Origin of the sequence: Hafnia sp. HMSC23F03, from assembly GCF_001816025.1 — a bacterium.
Lineage (GTDB): Bacteria > Pseudomonadota > Gammaproteobacteria > Enterobacterales > Enterobacteriaceae > Hafnia > Hafnia paralvei.
In genome coordinates this window covers 198,777-217,478 of sequence record NZ_KV824231.1, presented here as the reverse complement: position 1 = coordinate 217,478, position 18,702 = coordinate 198,777, and the positions used below count along the sequence as shown (strand labels likewise).

The 18,702-nt window shown below is 48.6% G+C and carries 20 protein-coding genes and 1 tRNA gene; 16 read left to right on the top strand and 5 right to left on the bottom strand.

Translation table 11 applies throughout. The features are described 5' to 3' along the window. Both HMPREF3091_RS13545 and ppiB read right to left on the bottom strand, forming a co-directional pair. Positions 1-726, bottom strand: coding sequence for a UDP-2,3-diacylglucosamine diphosphatase (locus HMPREF3091_RS13545; RefSeq protein ID WP_004847097.1), 726 nt, complete (start codon positions 724-726; stop codon positions 1-3). Positions 727-736: 10 nt separating this feature from the next. After that, entirely contained in the window at positions 737-1,231 is a 495-nt protein-coding gene (gene ppiB, locus HMPREF3091_RS13540; protein WP_004847094.1) for a peptidylprolyl isomerase B, read from the bottom strand. Between the two features lie 286 nt (positions 1,232-1,517). Between ppiB and cysS the strand changes: the two genes are divergently transcribed. Beyond that, a complete protein-coding gene (cysS, locus tag HMPREF3091_RS13535) occupies positions 1,518-2,903 on the top strand; it encodes a cysteine--tRNA ligase (RefSeq protein WP_070716411.1) in 1,386 nt (461 codons plus the stop codon). 65 nt (positions 2,904-2,968) lie between these two features. Here the strand turns inward: cysS and ybcJ are convergent, their stop codons facing one another. From ybcJ to folD, 3 genes are all read right to left on the bottom strand, one after another. Then, positions 2,969-3,181, bottom strand: coding sequence for a ribosome-associated protein YbcJ (gene ybcJ / locus HMPREF3091_RS13530; RefSeq protein WP_004847089.1), 213 nt, complete (start codon positions 3,179-3,181; stop codon positions 2,969-2,971). 234 nt (positions 3,182-3,415) lie between these two features. Further along, positions 3,416-4,783 (bottom strand): NAD-dependent succinate-semialdehyde dehydrogenase, encoded by a 1,368-nt coding sequence (locus HMPREF3091_RS13525; RefSeq protein ID WP_070716409.1) that lies wholly within the window; start codon positions 4,781-4,783, stop codon positions 3,416-3,418. 288 nt (positions 4,784-5,071) lie between these two features. Continuing rightward, positions 5,072-5,929: a bifunctional methylenetetrahydrofolate dehydrogenase/methenyltetrahydrofolate cyclohydrolase FolD gene (folD, locus tag HMPREF3091_RS13520; RefSeq protein ID WP_004847085.1), complete on the bottom strand. Its 858-nt coding sequence runs from the start codon at positions 5,927-5,929 to the stop codon at positions 5,072-5,074. A 204-nt stretch (positions 5,930-6,133) separates the two neighbouring features. Here folD and HMPREF3091_RS13515 point away from each other — a divergent pair. From HMPREF3091_RS13515 to HMPREF3091_RS13445, 15 genes are all read left to right on the top strand, one after another. Beyond that, positions 6,134-6,210: transfer RNA gene (locus HMPREF3091_RS13515), tRNA-Arg, on the top strand. Between the two features lie 216 nt (positions 6,211-6,426). Beyond that, positions 6,427-6,834: a GFA family protein gene (locus HMPREF3091_RS13510; protein WP_070716407.1), complete on the top strand. Its 408-nt coding sequence runs from the start codon at positions 6,427-6,429 to the stop codon at positions 6,832-6,834. Between the two features lie 440 nt (positions 6,835-7,274). Continuing rightward, positions 7,275-8,387 carry an RNA ligase RtcB family protein gene (locus HMPREF3091_RS13505; RefSeq protein WP_070716405.1) on the top strand — a complete coding sequence of 371 codons (1,113 nt, stop codon included), beginning with the start codon at positions 7,275-7,277 and terminating at the stop codon, positions 8,385-8,387. Beyond that, positions 8,384-9,001, top strand: coding sequence for a peptide chain release factor H (gene prfH, locus HMPREF3091_RS13500; protein ID WP_070716404.1), 618 nt, complete (start codon positions 8,384-8,386; stop codon positions 8,999-9,001). Before HMPREF3091_RS13505 ends, prfH begins: the two co-directional genes overlap by 4 nt. A gap of 56 nt (positions 9,002-9,057) precedes the next feature. Beyond that, positions 9,058-9,780 (top strand): RNA ligase family protein, encoded by a 723-nt coding sequence (locus tag HMPREF3091_RS13495; RefSeq protein ID WP_070716402.1) that lies wholly within the window; start codon positions 9,058-9,060, stop codon positions 9,778-9,780. After that, positions 9,761-10,870, top strand: coding sequence for an AAA family ATPase (locus HMPREF3091_RS13490; RefSeq protein WP_070716400.1), 1,110 nt, complete (start codon positions 9,761-9,763; stop codon positions 10,868-10,870). The genes HMPREF3091_RS13495 and HMPREF3091_RS13490 overlap by 20 nt, the downstream gene beginning before the upstream one ends. Positions 10,871-10,876: 6 nt before the next feature. Next, a complete protein-coding gene (locus HMPREF3091_RS13485) occupies positions 10,877-11,272 on the top strand; it encodes a hypothetical protein (protein ID WP_070716398.1) in 396 nt (131 codons plus the stop codon). 264 nt (positions 11,273-11,536) lie between these two features. Next, on the top strand, positions 11,537-12,220 hold the full coding sequence (locus HMPREF3091_RS13480; protein ID WP_070716395.1) for a helix-turn-helix transcriptional regulator: 684 nt from the start codon (positions 11,537-11,539) through the stop codon (positions 12,218-12,220). Positions 12,221-12,225: 5 nt separating this feature from the next. After that, positions 12,226-12,870, top strand: coding sequence for a helix-turn-helix transcriptional regulator (locus HMPREF3091_RS13475; protein WP_070716394.1), 645 nt, complete (start codon positions 12,226-12,228; stop codon positions 12,868-12,870). 231 nt (positions 12,871-13,101) lie between these two features. Continuing rightward, positions 13,102-13,707, top strand: coding sequence for a CDP-alcohol phosphatidyltransferase family protein (locus tag HMPREF3091_RS13470; protein WP_070716393.1), 606 nt, complete (start codon positions 13,102-13,104; stop codon positions 13,705-13,707). Further along, positions 13,704-14,621 (top strand): phosphatidate cytidylyltransferase, encoded by a 918-nt coding sequence (locus tag HMPREF3091_RS13465; RefSeq protein ID WP_070716391.1) that lies wholly within the window; start codon positions 13,704-13,706, stop codon positions 14,619-14,621. Before HMPREF3091_RS13470 ends, HMPREF3091_RS13465 begins: the two co-directional genes overlap by 4 nt. A 3-nt stretch (positions 14,622-14,624) precedes the next feature. Beyond that, positions 14,625-15,266 (top strand): lysophospholipid acyltransferase family protein, encoded by a 642-nt coding sequence (locus HMPREF3091_RS13460; RefSeq protein WP_070716389.1) that lies wholly within the window; start codon positions 14,625-14,627, stop codon positions 15,264-15,266. After that, positions 15,259-17,019: a bifunctional alpha/beta hydrolase/class I SAM-dependent methyltransferase gene (locus tag HMPREF3091_RS13455; RefSeq protein WP_070716387.1), complete on the top strand. Its 1,761-nt coding sequence runs from the start codon at positions 15,259-15,261 to the stop codon at positions 17,017-17,019. The genes HMPREF3091_RS13460 and HMPREF3091_RS13455 overlap by 8 nt, the downstream gene beginning before the upstream one ends. Next, positions 17,016-18,302, top strand: coding sequence for a phosphatase PAP2/dual specificity phosphatase family protein (locus HMPREF3091_RS13450; protein WP_070716385.1), 1,287 nt, complete (start codon positions 17,016-17,018; stop codon positions 18,300-18,302). The genes HMPREF3091_RS13455 and HMPREF3091_RS13450 overlap by 4 nt, the downstream gene beginning before the upstream one ends. Continuing rightward, positions 18,278-18,697 carry a hypothetical protein gene (locus HMPREF3091_RS13445; RefSeq protein ID WP_070716383.1) on the top strand — a complete coding sequence of 140 codons (420 nt, stop codon included), beginning with the start codon at positions 18,278-18,280 and terminating at the stop codon, positions 18,695-18,697. The genes HMPREF3091_RS13450 and HMPREF3091_RS13445 overlap by 25 nt, the downstream gene beginning before the upstream one ends. Positions 18,698-18,702: the final 5 nt, after the last annotated feature.

The window sequence follows — 18,702 nt, the reverse complement described above, 5'->3', positions numbered from 1 at the left end:
TTAGAATGGAAATTCAATCAGCTCAATGCCTTCGGGCGTAACGCTTATCATCGATCCTTGATAATGCCATGCGCCCAACACCGCGCGTTTCGCCTGCTCGCCGTTTGGCATGTCAACGTTGTGAATTGCGGGGCGGTGTGTATGCCCATGAATCAGCCACTCGGCTTGATTTCTCTCTAACGCTTCTATAACAGCCTGCTGATTGACGTCCATGATGGCCTCTGACTTACCATCGTTGGTCATCTGGCTGCGATCGCGCATTTTGGCCGCGATATTTAAGCGGGTGCGTAGCGGCAACCACGAAAATAGCTTTTGAATAAACGGATTATTCACTTTTCGACGATAGCGTTGGTAATCCACATCGTCGGTACACAGCGTGTCGCCGTGCATAATAAGAATGGGGTGTCCATACAGCGACAGCCGTTTTTCCTGCGGTAATAACGTCATTCCGCACTCTTGAGCGAAACGTTTTCCAATCAGAAAGTCACGGTTACCGTGGATGAAATAACAGGGAACGCCTGAATTGGTAAGATCGTGCAGCGCGGAGGCGATTTCACGATGCAACGGCTGTGGGTCGTCATCGCCAATCCAATATTCGAAAAAATCGCCGAGAATATACAAAGCATCTGCCTGATAGGCTTCACGCTGTAAAAAACGAAGAAAACCGGCGGTGATCGCCGGTTCCTGTTCGCTAAGATGCAAATCTGCAATAAATAGCGTGCGCATCAGAAAACGATTACTCGCTAACAGTGACGCTTTTGATGATCACGTCTTCACGTGGAACATCTTGGTGCATACCGCTACGGCCAGTAGAAACCGCTTTGATTTTGTCTACAACGTCCAGACCTTCAACCACTTCAGCGAAAACGGCATAGCCCCAGCCGTCTGGGCGCTCTGAACGGAAGTTCAGGAAGTCGTTATCAACCACGTTGATGAAGAACTGTGCTGTGGCTGAATGTGGATCGTTGGTACGAGCCATCGCCAGTGTGCCACGTGTATTTTTCAGACCGTTATTAGCTTCGTTTTTGATCGGAGCTTTAGTTTCTTTCTGTTTCATGCCAGGTTCGAAGCCGCCGCCCTGAATCATGAAGCTGTTGATAACACGGTGGAAAATAGTGTTGTCGTAGAAACCTTCACGGCAATATTCCAGGAAGTTGGCAACGGTAGCCGGTGCTTTGTCGTCAAAAGTTTTGATGACGATGTCACCGTGGTTGGTGTGGAAAGTAACCATAACAATAATCCTGTTTTTTGATGTTTAGGACGAAAGAAAGCGATTGTAGCCGATGCGTAGCGGGCTGACATCCTTTTGTCGCAGTTAGCCGCACGCCTTTCTTTGCGGTACGTCACTACGATAACGGAAAATGCCCCCAGCCTGCAAAATTCCCTGAAAAGCTAAAACCAGAGAGAACACAAGAAATCGCCAACCAAACAGGTGAAAACAGGGGTTATTCTTGCAAACGGCCTTTCTTCGCGGTTCAATACACCTATATTTTATGTCAAACCTCACGGATACCCCGATGCTAAAGATTTTTAACACACTCAGTCGTCAGAAAGAGGAATTCAAACCTATTCACGCCGGTGAAGTCGGTATGTATGTGTGTGGGGTAACCATTTACGATCTGTGTCACATTGGCCACGGGCGTACCTTTGTTTCTTTTGATGTGGTTGCGCGTTATCTGCGTTATTTAGGCTACAACCTTAAATATGTGCGTAACGTGACTGACGTGGATGACAAAATCATCAAACGTGCGCTGGAAAACGGTGAGACCTGCGATCAGCTGACTGAACGCATGTTGGCAGAGATGCATAAAGATTTCGATTCTCTGAATATTGCGCGTCCAGATCTTGAGCCACGAGCGACGCACCATATCCCAGAGATTATTGAGATCGTTGAACAACTGATTACGCGTGGTCATGCATACGTCGCCAGCAACGGTGACGTGATGTTTGCCGTTGATACCGATCCTGATTACGGGTTGCTTTCTCGTCAGGATTTGGAGCAGTTGCAAGCGGGGGCCCGCGTTGAGATTGCTGATGTAAAACGCAATCCGATGGACTTCGTGCTGTGGAAAATGTCTAAGCCGGGTGAGCCTAGCTGGGAATCTCCATGGGGCCCTGGCCGTCCAGGTTGGCACATTGAGTGTTCTGCGATGAACTGCAAGCAGTTAGGCGCGCATTTTGACATTCACGGCGGCGGTTCAGACCTGATGTTCCCACATCATGAGAATGAAATTGCTCAGTCGAGCTGTGCTCACGATGGCCCGTATGTGAACTACTGGATGCATTCCGGTATGGTGATGATCGACCGCGAAAAGATGTCTAAATCGCTGGGTAACTTCTTCACTATCCGTGATGTGTTACAGCACTACGATGCCGAAACGGTACGCTACTTCCTGATGTCTGGTCACTATCGTAGCCAGTTGAACTACAGCGAAGAGAACCTCAAGCAGGCTCGTTCGGCGCTGGATCGTCTGTATACTGCGCTGCGTGGTACCGACCCTAAGGCTGAGCCTGCGGGTGGTGACGAGTTTGAATCCCGCTTCCGTGAAGCGATGGATGATGATTTCAACACGCCAGAAGCTTATTCGGCGCTGTTTGATTTGGCACGCGAAGTGAACCGTCTCAAATCAGAAGACATGGCTCAGGCTAATGCGCTGGCGGCTGAATTGCGTAAACTGGCGAAGATCTTAGGTTTGTTGGAACAAGATCCTGAAGTCTTCCTGCAAGGCGGCGCTCAGGCTGATGATAGCGAAGTTGCTCAGATCGAAGCGCTAATCAAACAGCGTAACGATGCGCGAGCAGCTAAAGATTGGGCAATGGCGGATTCCGCACGCGATCAGTTGAATGCGTTGGGCATCGTGTTGGAAGACGGTCCACAGGGCACGACGTGGCGCCGTAAATAACGCATTCTGATTAGAAATAATAAAGCCGGCTCATCAGCCGGCTTTTTCGTATCTTGCGTAAGCAATTACGCTTTTACCTGCACGCTTTGACCGTTATAGGTTACGGTCTGTCCATCGATGATTTTGCAGCGTTTGCGGGTTTCGATCTTCCCATCAACTTTCACATAGCCGTCAGCAATTGCGTTTTTGGCTGACGCGCCACTGTCGTTCCAGCCTTGCAGTTTCAGCAGATCGCACAGCTCTACGTGCGGATGGTTTTCCAGATGGAAGATTTCCATGGTGTTATCTCTTTATTCTTGGGAGTGATTCGTTCGAGATGCCGTAACCTTATAGCCTATGCATAACTAAAGCACGACTATCTATATACGGTAGGCAATGCGCTATTATGCCAGCTTGCTCTTAGCAGCGCACAGCTAATATGCTATTTGCGGGTGCATAGAAACACCCGCACAGAGGGGATGTCTTTTGGTATCAGATCCAAAAGGCACGGGCTATATTCATTTAAGCCACAACTAAGCCACAACCACCAGTTTCTGGTTAACAAACTCTTTGATGCCGAGATCGGCGAGTTCATGGCCGTAACCGGAGCGTTTAACGCCACCGAAAGGGAGCTCTGGTGCGGTGCCGCTGAGGGTATTGATAAACACCATACCGGTTTCAATGCGTGAAGCCATTTTCTTGCCGCGCTCAATGTCACCGGTGAAAATCGCACCACCCAGACCATAGTGTGAATCATTGGCAAGTTTCACCGCTTCATCATCGTTTTTCACCACAAATATCATGGCGACAGGGCCAAAGAACTCTTCGAAATAGGCGGGGTTTTCACGTTTGATGTCGGTCAAAATCGTAGGTGCATAGAAGTAACCCGCGTGATCCAGCGCTTTCCCTCCCAGTTTGACTTTCGCCCCATTCTTCACTGCTTTATCGACCTGTTTGACTAAATTCTGCAATGCACCTTTGGACGATAACGGCCCCAGCGTCGTTTGCGGATCTAGCGGATCGCCGGTTTTTACTGATTCCAACGCTTGGGTAAAGCCAGCCATAAATTTATCGGCTACTTTCTCGTGTACGATAAAGCGTTTGGCCGCGGTACAGACCTGTCCGGCATTTTGTAGACGAGCCTGTGCGCCCACTTTTATTGCTTTATCGAGATCGCAGTCGTCTAGAACCACAAAGACGTCATTACCGCCGAGCTCCATCGTTGATTTTTTCAGGTTTTTAGCAGCCTGAGCGGCTACAACGCTACCGGCTTGTTCAGAACCCGTCAGCGCAACGCCACTGACACGGTCATCGTCGATGATTTTTGCAACCTGATCTTGTGAGATAAACAGGTTCGTATAGGCACCTTTTGGCGCACCTGCTTGAGATACCATGCGTTCAAAGGTTTCTGCGCAGTGTGGGACGATGCTGGCATGTTTAACCATCACGCTGTTGCCCACGGCCATGTTTGGTGCTAATACGCGCATTAGCTGGTAGAACGGGAAGTTCCAAGGCTCAACGGCCATGATGATGCCGATAGGATGGTTTTCAACCCATGCATCGCCCAGTTTTGAAGGGTATTTAACCGGTTTAAGCAATGCTTTGGCGTTATCGGCGTAGTACTTAGCAATAGCGGCACAAATCTTCACTTCGCCGCGACTCTGCTCGATCAGTTTACCCATCTCTTGGCTGATGGTTTTTGCGAGCCCTTCCTCATGTTGGGTGAAAAGCTCAGCTAGCTTAGTTAATACGGTGAGACGCTGAGAGATATCACCTTGCGCCCAGTCTGATTTATAGAGTTGATGTGCGGTGGCTAATGCGGATTCGACATATTTGTCGTCATGCTGCGGATATTCTTTGATGAGTTTGTCTGTGTAAGGATTGATTGTCTGGTATGGCATGATGGCTCCTTGCGGGTGATGATCATGTTGACGAAGACGAGTGTCTATTTCTCCGAGATATTTAGTTGAACGACATGATGATTGTGGATTAACTCTAACGATAAGAACCGAGAGTGCAGCGCCCTAATCGCAGATACGTAATAGTTAACTGTAGACAGGAATATGAGATTCTCAAGGCGTGCTAGCTAAACTAAGAATTATCTCCTCGGTGTCACTTAGCGTTGCATATCGGCAATAAAAGCAAAAAAGCCAGTCAGTGACTGGCTTAATTTACTCAGAGTCTAACGATTAAATATCGTGAAATTCTTCGCAGGCTTGCAGAGTGTTCTGGATGAGCGTGGCAACGGTCATTGGGCCGACGCCGCCGGGAACAGGAGTGATCCAGCTAGCGCGTTCCACAGCCACATCAAATTCGACGTCACCGACCACCTTTCCGCTTTCTAGACGGTTGATGCCAACATCGATCACGACGGCACCCGGTTTGATCCATGCTCCGGGAATAAAACCAGGTTTACCCACGGCAACGACAACCAGATCGGCATTTTCGACATGCTTTTGCAGGTCTTTGGTAAAGCGATGGGTAATGGTGGTGGTACAGCCTGCGAGCAAGAGTTCAAGTCCCATAGGACGGCCGACAATGTTAGACGCGCCAACGACTACGGCGTTCAGGCCGTATGTATTGATTTCGCAACGTTCCAGCATGGTGATAATGCCACGTGGGGTACAAGGTCGAAGTTTCGGTGAACGCTGGCATAGACGGCCCACGTTGTACGGATGAAAACCGTCGACGTCTTTATCGGGGCTGATACGCTCTAATACCTTAACGTTGTCGATACCTGCTGGCAGAGGAAGCTGAACTAGAATGCCGTCGATGGTGTTATCGGCGTTAAGGTCATCAATTAAGCTTAACAGCTGCTCTTCGCTGGTGGAGATCGGGAGGTCGTAAGATTTCGATACAATACCGACTTCTTCACAGGCGCGGCGCTTGCTACCGACGTAAATCTGCGAGGCAGGATTCTCACCTACCAAAATCACTGCCAGCCCAGGGGCACGTTTCCCCTCAGCCAAACGTTGTTGTACACGCACAGCCATTTCGCTTCTAACCTGCTGCGCAATCGTTTTACCATCAATAATCTTTGCTGCCATCAGTGACGAGGTCCATCAATATTATTTAAGCGGGGGAGGGATGCTATTGTGTCAGATGCAAAGCGTGCTGTCAGGCAAAGAATAACCATAAAATAACCAAGTGGATGATCAAACGGACAAAAGGCATTGACTCAAAGCAGACTGACCGTATAATCCAAATCCGCTGCACTGCCTGACAGTTAGCATCTGCTACACCGTCCCAATGCGCCCTTAGCTCAGTTGGATAGAGCAACGGCCTTCTAAGCCGTAGGTCACAGGTTCGAATCCTGTAGGGCGTACCATTGAAAATCAATAAGTTACATCACTTCTAGTTACATTTAATCTAGCTCACTAGTCAAATAACAAGCCAAGTTAGTTAAAACCCCGTCATTGCTTTCAATCCTCTTAAAAATTCTCCCTTCGTCGCAAAAGATGACACGAAAAACAGCCTCAATGTGGTGCTTTGCACTCAATACGCACTAAGATAATGAGAGTCAGAAATTACAATCGGGGCCGTTATGAACAAAAAAATGCCTGCTCGATGCCATTGTGGTGCCGTCGCCTTTACCGTTGAACTTAGTGATGGGTTTAATACCGCGCGCCGCTGTAACTGTTCATTTTGCCGTATGCGTGGAGCCATTGCGGTGTCTGCGCCACTGTCCGGAATCGAGATAATTCGTGGTAAAGATAAGCTCGTCGAATACCGTTTTAACACTCAGCAAGCGGTGCATTTTTTCTGCTCGGTTTGCGGCATTTATACCTTCCATCAACGCCGTTCCAACCCCGAACAATATGGCGTTAACGTTGCGTGTATTGAGAACGTTTCACCTTTCGACTTCCCATCAGTTGCCGTGATGGAAGGTACTCACCATCCGAATGATGGCGGCGGCGGTATTGCGGGGTATTTAACTTATAAGCCGTTGTAGGATGCGTGGAATATTTGCGTTTAAATCACGCAGCCGAAAATATCTCATCACTTTTAATTTATAGATTTTTTGTATTAAATTAGCTGAAAGTACAAGGGGGATAATATTATAAAATAATATTTATCGACGAAGTTTTTTGAAGGTTTAGGTATAATTAAATCCGTTTCTGGTCACGGAAATAGTCGCATCGTACCAGCTACAATCGCCCAATAATAAAAAACCTGCTTGTCAGTGAGTTTTTTATTCTGTAGTATCGCCCCGTTTTTTACCCTATCACTCACTCAGCAAAGGAGGTTACATCATGCAACAACAAACAATGTTTACCCTTTGCAGGACTCGTTCCCAGGCATAATCGCCCTGTCTTCTTTTGGTTTCAGGTATTGCTCTGGCTACGGCCTGCCACATCCTAAATTTAATAATTGATCGTCAGGATTGGTTTAATGAGCAATATTATTCGCTCCGTGTCGCCACGCGTCTCATATATCGCGTCTGAACACACCTGGATTGAAGGCAAAGCAATCCAACAGCTCGAAACAACGGCAAATTTACCCGATATGGTTCAGGTTACAGGGATGCCAGATTTACATCCCGGCCGAGGTTACCCCGTCGGTGCCGCTTTCTTTTCACAACATCGTTTTTATCCCGCACTGATCGGCAATGATATTGGCTGCGGCATGTCCGTGTGGCAGACGGATTTAGCTGTCGCTAAACAGTCGCTGGATAAACTGGAAAAACGGCTGGGAAATATCGATGGGCCGCTGGAAGAACATTTTCTGGCTGATATTCCGGCCGAATTTAGCCATCACTATTCATTAGGCACCATTGGCGGTGGTAATCATTTCGCTGAATTTTTGCAGGTCGATGAGATATTCACCCCACTTGCAGCGCTTGATAAAAAACGGCTGATTTTACTGGTTCACAGCGGTTCGCGTGGATTAGGTCAGGCGATTCTGGAAGCTCATATTCGCCAGTACGGGCATCACGGGCTGGAGCAGGATTCGCCGGAAGCCAGCGATTATTTGCGCCAGCACGAGCTCGCGCTGGAGTTTGCCGCCTGCAACCGCCACTTCATTGCACGCAGAATGATGGAACGCCTGCGCACCGATGGGGAGCCGTTGCTTGATATTGCGCATAATTTCCTCGAGAAAGCGTCGGTTAATGGCGTTGATGGCTGGCTGCATCGCAAAGGGGCCACTCCGTCAGATCGGGGGCTGGTTGTTATTCCCGGCTCTCGCGGCGATTTCAGCTATTTAGTGGAGCCACTTCCAGGCGCAGAAAGTTTGTTTTCGCTGGCACACGGTGCAGGCAGGAAATGGATGCGCTCGGAATGCAAAGATCGGCTGTCTGCAAAATTCACCGCCGATCAAATGTCGCGCACGCATTTTGGCAGCCGAGTTATTTGCCGCGACCGTCAGCTGATTTATCAGGAGGCACCGCAGGCTTATAAGCCGATCGATACGGTTATTGATTCCTTGCAGCAAGCGGGACTTATCACAGTGGTTGCTCGTCTCAAACCGGTTCTGACGTATAAAACCAGCGGAGAAACCGTATGATTTTATTGCAGATTTCGTCAGCTCAGGGGCCGGATGAATGTGCTTTAGCCGTCGCGCTGGCCTTAAGGCAGTTACAAAAAGAAGCGGCAGCGCTGGGTGTGGAAGCCACGGTTGCAGAACAGGAACCGGCCCGCCGCGCCGGGACTTTGCGCTCCGTTTTGCTCTCGCTTGACGGAGATGCGGCAGAGCAAATTTCCAGTACCTGGTGCGGCACATTGCAATGGACGTGTGAAAGCCCATGGCGCGGCGGAAATGGCAGAAAAAACTGGTTTATCGGCGTCGCCCGCTACTCTCTTAAGGACGTGGTGATAGAGGGGGAAATAAAGTTTGAATCCCTTAAATCATCCGGCCCCGGTGGGCAGCACGTTAATAAAACAGAATCTGCTATTCGCGCAACCCACCTTGCCAGCGGCATCGTGGTAAAAGTGCAAACCGAACGCAGCCAGCATGCGAATAAACGGCTGGCGAAACTGTTAATTGCTCACAAAATAGAGCAACAACAGCAAAATATACACAGTGAAATTAAGGCCCAGCGCAGGATGTTTCATCATCAAATCACACGGGGTAATCCTGTGCGAACGTTTAAAGGACCCGATTTCACACCGGTGAAATAATAAAAACGGCTGGGTTTTCCAACCTGACCCAGCCGTTTCAATGGAAGAATAAAACTATGGAAATGCAAAGAAAATACAACCGGACGTATCACTATCCGTTCTCGCCGGGCACCACCAGCGACGACAGAATAAATAGCGATTACTGGCAGGATATTCAGCTTATCCCGCAATTGGTGCATACGGAAAAATTAGACGGCGAGAATAACTGCCTGAATCGGCTTGGCGTTTTTGCCCGTTCACACGCCACGCCAACAATTTCGCCATGGACGCAGAAAATACGTCAGCGCTGGCAACTGATTAAAAACGATCTGGGCGATATCGAACTTTTTGGTGAAAATCTGTATGCCATTCACTCCATTGAGTACCAGTATTTAGAGCAGGATTTCTATTTGTTTGCCGTGCGCTGCAAAGATATGTGGCTCAGTTGGGAAGAAGTGCAGTTTTACGCCAGCTTATTTGATTTTGGCTGCGTACCGGAATTACTGATTCCAACGAACGTTCAGGATGAAAAAGAGTACCGAAAAGCTGTGCTTGAAAAGGTGAATACATCAGGACTTTTCGCCCCACATGATGTTCACACGGGTTTGCTGTGCACCATAGAAGGAATTGTTACGCGCAATGCAGCGGAATTTCCTGTCGATCAATTTTCGCATAATGTTTTCAAATACGTGCGTAAAAATCATGTGAAAACCGACCAGCACTGGAGAGTAAACTGGCAGCGCGCACGGCTGGCATATGAGATGAAAAAGGAGAATCATAGTGGTCTGGACGCTGAGTGAAAATAAAGCGTGGCCCGCGCTACGCCAGCGGTTTAGCTGGGTGGCCGATATGCATACAACGCCACAAGATCCGCAGCATCATGCTGAAGGTGATGTCGCCGTCCATACCCAGCGCGTGTTGGCGGAGCTGCAAAAAATGGCGGATTACTCCTCGCTTTCAGCCCAGCAGCAGGAAATCGTCTGGGCGGCAGCATTGCTGCATGATGTAGAAAAACGGAGCACCACGCGCACGCTGGAAGACGGCAGTATTGTTTCACCAGCCCATGCTAAACGCGGCGAACTCACTGCGCGCTCGATTCTTTTTCGCGATGTTCCAACGCCTTTTGCGATTCGGGAGCAGATTGCGGCACTGGTTCGCTTTCACGGTTTACCGCTGTGGGTTATGGAAAAACCGTCGCCAGAGCACGCGCTGATCACCGCGTCGCTTCGTCTGGATACCCGTTTGCTGGCTATGCTTGCGCGGGCAGATGTCCTGGGGCGGGAGTGTCACGACCGGGCAGAATTACTGGAACGTATTGAGATTTTTGAGCTTTATTGCCAGGAGCTGCAATGCTGGGGAGAGGCGAAAAACTTTTCCAGTTCAGGGCATTGTTATCACTTTCTGACGCATCCTCATGCCAGCCCTGATTTTGTTCCCTTCGAACAATTTAAAAACGAAGTAATTATGCTTTCAGCGCTGCCGGGCATGGGTAAAGACCGTTACATCTCACGCCATGGGCAAGGAATGAAGGTCATCAGTCTGGACGATCTCCGCCGGTTAAACGGGTTATCGCCAGAAGATAGGAAAGCCACCAGCTGGGTCGTGCAACAGGCAAAATCACAGGCGAAGCAATATTTGCGCAGCGGCGAATCGTTTATCTGGAATGCAACCAACATTACCCGCCAGCTGCGCGGCCAACTGGTCGATCTTTTCGCCGCCTATGGTGCCCGAGTAAAAATTGTCTATCTGGAAGTCCCTTATCCGCAATGGCAGCAGCAGAATAAAAACCGCCATTACAGCGTTCCTGATGCCGTAATGACCAGAATGCTAAGCAAGCTGGAAATACCGCAGGCAGATGAAGCCCACGAGGTGGCGTATGTTGTGGAGTGATGAGTTGTGAATGGTGGTCAGATTTTGAAAAAGCCAATATCTATCAGATGGTTAATTTTAGCCGTGGCCATTTTCTATTCAGCATCAGGCATGGCTCAAACGTTCCTTGAAGCAAAGGACGTTATTGGCTTGAGGATCGAAAAATCCAATGACAAAACAGGCGAGATTTTAAACATCAGCGGCTTATCAGCGCATAGCGCTTTAGCCGTTAAAAATATGGAATCAAAAATTATTGATAACCATATTCTCTCGGTAAAAATCGCCCTTACGATGGCAAGGTCTGAAACATCAGGCAGGTTTAATTACACAGTCAATCTGCCGAAAGAAATTAACTCCGTTGAATTTGGGAATGAACGGCAAGTGGTATGGAGGAGAGAATTAGCAGATAAGAAATATCTTTAGTGGATCAGTTTGGAACAATTTGAAAACCAGAATATCGATTATGATCGTGTCCATTTTACGTAGGTTATAAAAATGCTCATACCTCTTAGAGATATGAGCAAAAACTCTATTTTCATTTATGAATTTACTGATATTATCTCTGGTGTTGGCTGTTGATATAGTTTTATGTTATTTCTTTAGATGTGTAAATGGTTGATTTTAAGTATAGTTCTGTTTGTGTAGGGTTGTTTTTATGTAGGGTTACTTTTATGTAGGATGGAATCTATGAAAGCACTTTCCTTACCTGAGCACTTAATTAGATTATTCGAAAATGATCCCGTGGTTGGATGGGCGGTAAAGGATAGGGATTCTAATTTCGTTTATGTGAACAAGGCATTTAAAACATGGCAAACAATCTCCACATCTTATGATTATGAGGGATTGAAAATTAACGATATTCCTGTTCCCGTAGCCGAGTTCGCCGATGAGTTTGAAAAGCAGGAAAGATATATAGAGGCATCAGGGAAAGCGGTTAGGGCGATAACAACGCATATCCAGGGAAAAGAAAAAATAATGCAGCCTGCTTATAACGTACAAGAGCCGCTATTTGATGAAAACAATGTTTGTGTGGGGACTATCATCAGTGTAAGGCATGTCAATATTATCACCCCCACATCATTGCTTACAGGTAAAATAAATCAGCATGCAGTTTTTCAGGCACCATCTGATCTTTTCACAGAAAAAGAATGGGAAGTCGTTTATTTGATGCAGTGCAATTTAAGCCTCAAGGAGATAAGTGGCGTTCTTAAGGTCTCTGTTGATGCGATAAATGGCAGGCTCAGGAGTTGTTATAGAAAAACAAGCGTTAACTCAGCGTCTTCTTTGATTGAATTCTGCAGGAGTAACAAGCTTGATGGCTATATCCCACTGTTTTTCTTGAAAAAAGGTCACATTATCATCGATGGTTGACTCAAATGACATTTTATTTTGATAAGTCTTTGTTCGGCTGGGCTATCAAAGATAGTTTATCCAAATATATTTATGCTAATGATTTAGCCTGTAATTACTTCAATACCTCTTCTAAAGAAATTATAGGCTGTTCAGATATAGATCTGGTTCCGGATATTGGCGATTTTTATAAATATATCCGGAACGATGATAAGAAAATTATCGCTAATCAAAAAATGAGTGTTGCCTTAAAAATCTTCGATTATAGCGGGCAAGGAAAATTAAAAGCTTTTTTAGTGGAAAAACGCCCGTGGGCTCTGGCTGATGCTTCATTAGGCATAATTTGTACGTACATGGAGCTGACGAATGTCTATTTTTCAACATTCCTTAGCCAACATTGCAGAAAGCCGATTGTTTTCACTAAACCCTCAACTATTTTCACAGATCGTGAATGGGAGGTCATCCTGTTACTATTCTGTGGTGTAAAAAGGGACATTATCTCCGAGATACTTGGCATCAGTGCTTTAACGTTAAGAAACAGAATAATACGTTGCTGTGAAAAAGCTCAGGTGCACAATGTGACGGCCTTGGTTGAGTACTGTTATTGCCATGGATGGGATAATTATATTCCTCCTTTTTTTCTGAAAAAAGGGCATGTCTCCCTTGCTTGATAGATATTAAATTTGTGTGCTGACAGAGGCAACCGCTCGACTTTCCAAGTGGCCTGCTTCAGTGTCCATAACATTTACCTATGATTAACGAATGAAGCTACTGGTTCTAACACATATTCTTTTTAGAAATCATAAATTCTGATTTTTGCTTCAGGCCGAGAAAAACGCTTCTCATCGCGAGCTTAATTGAGACATCATGGCGAAATCTGCGAATGTTCAGGGAACAGAGTCATGACGCTTTATCAGATCAAACCCGCTTTTCAGGGGCTTTTGCGCCCACTGATGTTCTTATTGCACAGACATCGAATTACCGCGAACCATATTACACTCGCCGCGATGGTGCTCTCCTTCATTACGGGAGCGTTGCTGATTGCTTTCCCTCGTCCAAGTTTGTTTATTCTGCTGCCCATCGTGTTGTTTGTACGCATGGCGCTTAATGCGCTGGATGGCATGCTCGCGCGTGAGTGCAACCAAAAATCTCGTCTCGGAGCTATTCTCAATGAAACGGGGGATGTGCTCTCCGACATCGCACTCTATCTTCCTTTTATGTTGCTTCCCGATAGTAATATGCCGTTGGTTCTCGTGATGCTGTTCTGTGCGGTAATGACGGAGTTTTGTGGCGTTTTAGCGCAAACCATTAACGGTATCCGCAGCTATGCAGGGCCTTTGGGAAAAAGCGACAGGGCATTGGTATTTGGTACCTGGGGACTCGCGTTGTCGATCTGGCCGCAGCTTGTGCAATGGAACAACGTCATGTGGGGTATTGCAACGCTATTGCTGGTATGGACGGTTATTAACCGCTGCCGTAGCGTTCTACGTGATGAGGTAGCGAAATGATGGTGCTGGAAAAGTCCCTCGCGGTTGTTTTTGCAATTTTATTGGCAGCAACGGTGGTGAATGGCTTGCTGGTGCTGTTACGTCCGAGTAAAGACTGGCGGGAGCTAACGCTACGAATCCGAACGTGGTGGGTCATTATTATCCTGTTTTCGCTGGCGTTACTTAGCCCTCATTGGTTGGCGCTGATATTTTTCGCGTTGGTCAGCTTTATGGCGCTAAAAGAGTTTCTGACATTGGTACCGTCACGACAATCTGACCGCATGCCGCTGTTATGGATGTTTGTTGTTATTCCCATTAACTACTGGCTGATTGGTATCGGTTGGTACGGAATGTTTGTGGTATTTATTCCTATCTATGTTTTTTTGTTTTTACCGGCGCGTATGGTGATTGCAGGAGATACGCAGGGCTTTCTACGTACGGCATCCCAGCTTCATTGGAGTTTGATGACCACCGTTTTTGCCTTCAGCCACGTTGCCTTTTTGCTGATGTTACCTGCTGATGGTAAGCAGACGGGGGCTCTGCTGGTGCTGTTTCTCGTCGGTCTGACGGAGTTCAACGATATTGCGCAATATCTGTGGGGAAAATCTTTTGGTCGTATCAGAGTGACGCCGAAGGTCAGCCCTAACAAGACGTTGGCGGGTTTGCTGGGGGGCGTGGCGACCACGGCATTAGCGGCAACGCTGTTGGGACCATTGCTGACGCCGTTAAGCTGGCCGATGGCGCTGTTGGCGGGCGTTATTATTGGCATAACTGGTTTTTGTGGCGATGTCGTGATGTCTGCGATTAAACGCGATATCGGCGTTAAGGATAGCGGCACGCTGTTGCCCGGCCACGGTGGTATCCTAGACCGACTGGATTCTCTTATCTTCACCGCGCCGGTCTTCTTCCATTTCATTCGCTATTTCTGCTATTAACCTATGACGACACGTATTCTCCGCCAGTTGTTTTCGCTGTGTATTGTCTGGCCAGTGATTTGGCTGTGGCTTGGCCTACGCGTGAAGCATCGCGAGAAACTGCCAAAAAGCGGGCCGGCGATTGTGGTGGCTAATCACAACAGCCACATGGATGTCTTTGCGTTACTTTCTCTTTTCCCGCTATGCCGTCAAGCAGAGGTGCATCCGGTCGCTGCCGCAGATTATTTCTTACGTAATAAATGGATGGCGTGGTTTGCCCTTAATATCCTCAACATTATCCCTATTTCGCGAAAGGGTGGGGAAGCTAACCCATTGGCGCAGTGTGAGCAGGCATTGCGTGAGGGCAAAACGCTAATCCTCTTTCCTGAAGGCTCACGTGGAGAACCCGGAAAACTGTCGCCGCTGAAGTCTGGGCTGTGGCATCTAAGCCAAAGTGTGCTAGAAGTGCCAATTATTCCCGTTTGGTTGCGGGGAACCGAACAAGTGATGGCAAAGGGGAATCGTATCCCACTCCCACTGTTTATCGACGTCACTATTGGTGATGCGCTGAGTTTTAATCCCGATAAAAAAGCGTTTATGGACGATCTAAAGCACCAGTTGCTGGCGCTTTCGCAACAAACAACAGGAAATCATTCTCATGATTAATACACGGACGCCGGATGAGCGGCAATTTTTGACCAGCGATAATACCGAGCTGTTTTATCGCTACTGGCCCGCAACGTCGGCGGGTGTAACGCCGAAAGTGATCGTTTTGTTCCATCGCGGGCATGAACATTCTGGCCGCCTGCAACATATTGTCGATGAGCTGGCGATGCCGGACACGGCGTTTTACGCGTGGGATGCGCGTGGGCATGGGCGCTCGCCCGGTCAACGGGGCTACAGCCCGTCGCTGTCCCGCTCGGTTCAGGATATGGACGAGTTCGTCCGTTTTGTCGCAGCCGATAGTCAGGCGTCAATGGAAGATGTGGTAGTGGTGGCGCAAAGTGTCGGCGCGGTTTTGGCTGCCACTTGGGTTCATGATTATGCCCCAACTATCCGCGGCCTTGTTCTGGCATCCCCCGCCTTTAAGGTCAAACTGTATGTGCCGTTTGCCCGTCCGGGGCTGGCATTGATGCATCGTCTACGCGGCCTCTTTTTCGTTAACTCCTATGTCAAGGGCAAGTACCTGACGCATGATCCGGAACGTGTGGAGAGTTTCAACCACGATCCGTTAATTACCCGCCCGATTGCGGTCAATATTTTGCTCGATCTCTACAAAACGGTGGAGCGGATCGTCAGCGATGCCAGCGCGATTACGCTACCTGTGCAGATGCTGGTTTCCGGGGAGGATTACGTTGTCCACCGGCAGCCGCAGCTCGATTTCTACCAGCGATTGCGTAATCCGCAGAAGGAGCTACATGTTTTGCCAGGGTTTTATCACGATACGCTGGGTGAGAAAGAGAGACATCTGGCGTTCGATAAAATGCGCGAGTTTATTGGCACCCTCTATTCCAAACCAGTGCAGCGTTTTGATTACAGCAATGAAGACCGTTGGAGTCAGGGAGCTGATACTTGGAGAGTGTTAAGCGGTGGGCCGGAACCCTACTCACTGGACGATATTGTGTACCGCGGTTTACGTTATGGTATGAAGATTTTGGGTACTCAGTCCGCGGGGGTACGTCTGGGGTTTGAGACGGGATTTGATTCCGGCAGTACGCTGGATTATGTCTATCGTAACCAGCCGCAGGGCAGTAGTGCGCTGGGACGCCTGATTGACAAAAACTACCTTAATAGCGTGGGTTGGAAAGGAATACGCCAGCGTAAGATTCATCTACAGAAGCTGATTCAGCAGGCGGTCATTACTCTTGCGGAGCAGGGTAAAACGGTGCGAGTGGTGGATATCGCCGCTGGTCACGGACGCTATGTGCTTGATGCGCTGGAGGGCGAAGCCGCAGTTAACGAAATCCTGCTGCGCGACTACAGTGAGCTGAATGTATCGAAAGGGCAAGAGATGATCGCCAGCCGAGGCATGGCCGGACGCGCTCGCTTTGAACAGGGGGATGCGTTCAATCGTGAAGAACTGGCCGCGCTGGAACCCCGTCCGACGCTGGGGATTGTCTCCGGGTTGTATGAACTGTTTCCGGAGAATACGCTGGTACGTAATTCGTTGGCTGGGCTGGCGGAGGCGATTGAGCCGGGCGGGATTCTGATTTATACCGGACAACCTTGGCATCCACAGCTCAAAACTATTGCTTGGTCGCTGACTAGCCATAAAGATGGCAAAGCGTGGGTAATGCGAGTGCGTACTCAGGGGGAAATGGATGCTCTGGTGCGGGAGGCCGGTTTTGATAAATGCGCCCAGCTCATTGACGAGTGGGGGATTTTCACGGTGTCTATGGCGGTGCGTCGCGCATCATGACCACTCGGCGTTCCGTCTACTGGCAGGGAATGGGCTGGCTGATTCTGCTTGCCCCGTTTTTCTTTTTAACTTACGGGCAAGTTAATCAGTTTACCGCTGGGCGAGATAACATTGGCAGTCTGGTTTTTGGCTGGGAACACAATATTCCCTTTGTGCCGTTGACCATCATTCCCTACTGGAGTCTGGATCTGCTGTACGGTCTGTCGCTGTTCGTCTGCACGTCGCTGAACGAACAGCGTCGGTTGGTGTGCCGATTGGTACTTGCATCGCTTATTGCCTGCGCTGGCTTCTTACTATTTCCGCTGAGGTTTACCTTCGCGAGGCCTGAGATTCCCGGTCTTGCCGGTTGGTTATTCGGCCAGCTTGAGCAGTTCGATTTGCCGTATAACCAGTCACCGTCTTTGCACATTATTTTGTGTTGGCTGCTCTGGCGCCATTTTCAGCGTCATCTCGCTGGGAAATGGCAAACGCTGAACAGCGGCTGGTTTTTGCTGATCGCCGTATCTGTTTTGACCACTTGGCAACATCACTTTATTGATGTGATGACGGGGCTGGCCGTCGGAATAGTTATTGACTGGCTGATACCGGAGCAGGGTAAGTGGCTCTGGCGCAGTGCCTCAGCTAAGCACAGGGTTTTGGCTACTCGTTATCTCTGCGGTGCGCTGGCGTGTTTGGCTGGGACTTTTTTTACCGCTTGGTTGTGGTGGCCGACATTGTCGTTGCTGATTGTGGCATTGGCTTACGGCTTGCTTGGCGTTGATGCGTTACAAAAAGATGAGAAAGGGCGCTTAACTCCCGCTGTTTGGTGGCTGTTGTTGCCATGGCGAGTTGGAATGACGATCTCTATGCATCGGTATACTCGCCATTTACCGGCCTATAACCCATTAACGGATGGCGTGTTCCTTGGGACATATCCGCGGAAACCTATCGCACAACAGGCGGTACTGGATCTGACCAGTGAGTTTTCCCGCTCCCGGTTTACACAAGGCGTTGCTTATTACTGCGTCCCGATGCTGGATCTTGTTAATCCAGATGAGGCAACGCTAGGCCGAGCCGTTGAGGAATTGGAACAGCTGCGCGTAACGCACGGCAGCGTACTTATTCACTGTGCGCTAGGACTTTCGCGCAGTGCGCTGGTGGTTACCGCATGGTTGATGCAGCGTTATCCAGAACTGACGTTGGAACAAGCCGTAGAAAAAGTGCGTAACGCTCGCCCTCAGGTCGTTTTCACCACTGAACATATGGAGTTGCTGAATCGATGGATGACAAAAATCACTGTGTGACTAGTAGGGCTGCTCTGCAACCACTCCTCGTACAACAAACCCTGAAAAGTTGGCGTTTCTTTCTACTCTTTTCTGTTCCACCCATAGTTTGGGTGATCTTTGCTGATCCGTCGTTTTTGCTCCGAACTTTTATCGCTTTACTGTGCGGCGTCGTGTGGTTCGGTTGCTGGCGGCTTTGGCTGGATGAACACTACTTTCGATTGATAAGCGAAGAGAATAATAGGGTTGCCGGAGAGGTACTTTTTGTTATCTGGCGCCGAGAAAAGCTACAGGAACTTACGTTTATCGAGCGTCAACAGGGTGCTATGAATCAGTGTCGATACACCATGTGGATTACGGGTGGGCTGTGGGTTGTTTGGCTGATGGGGTTGTTATGGCAATACGCGACGTTTTAATTTTG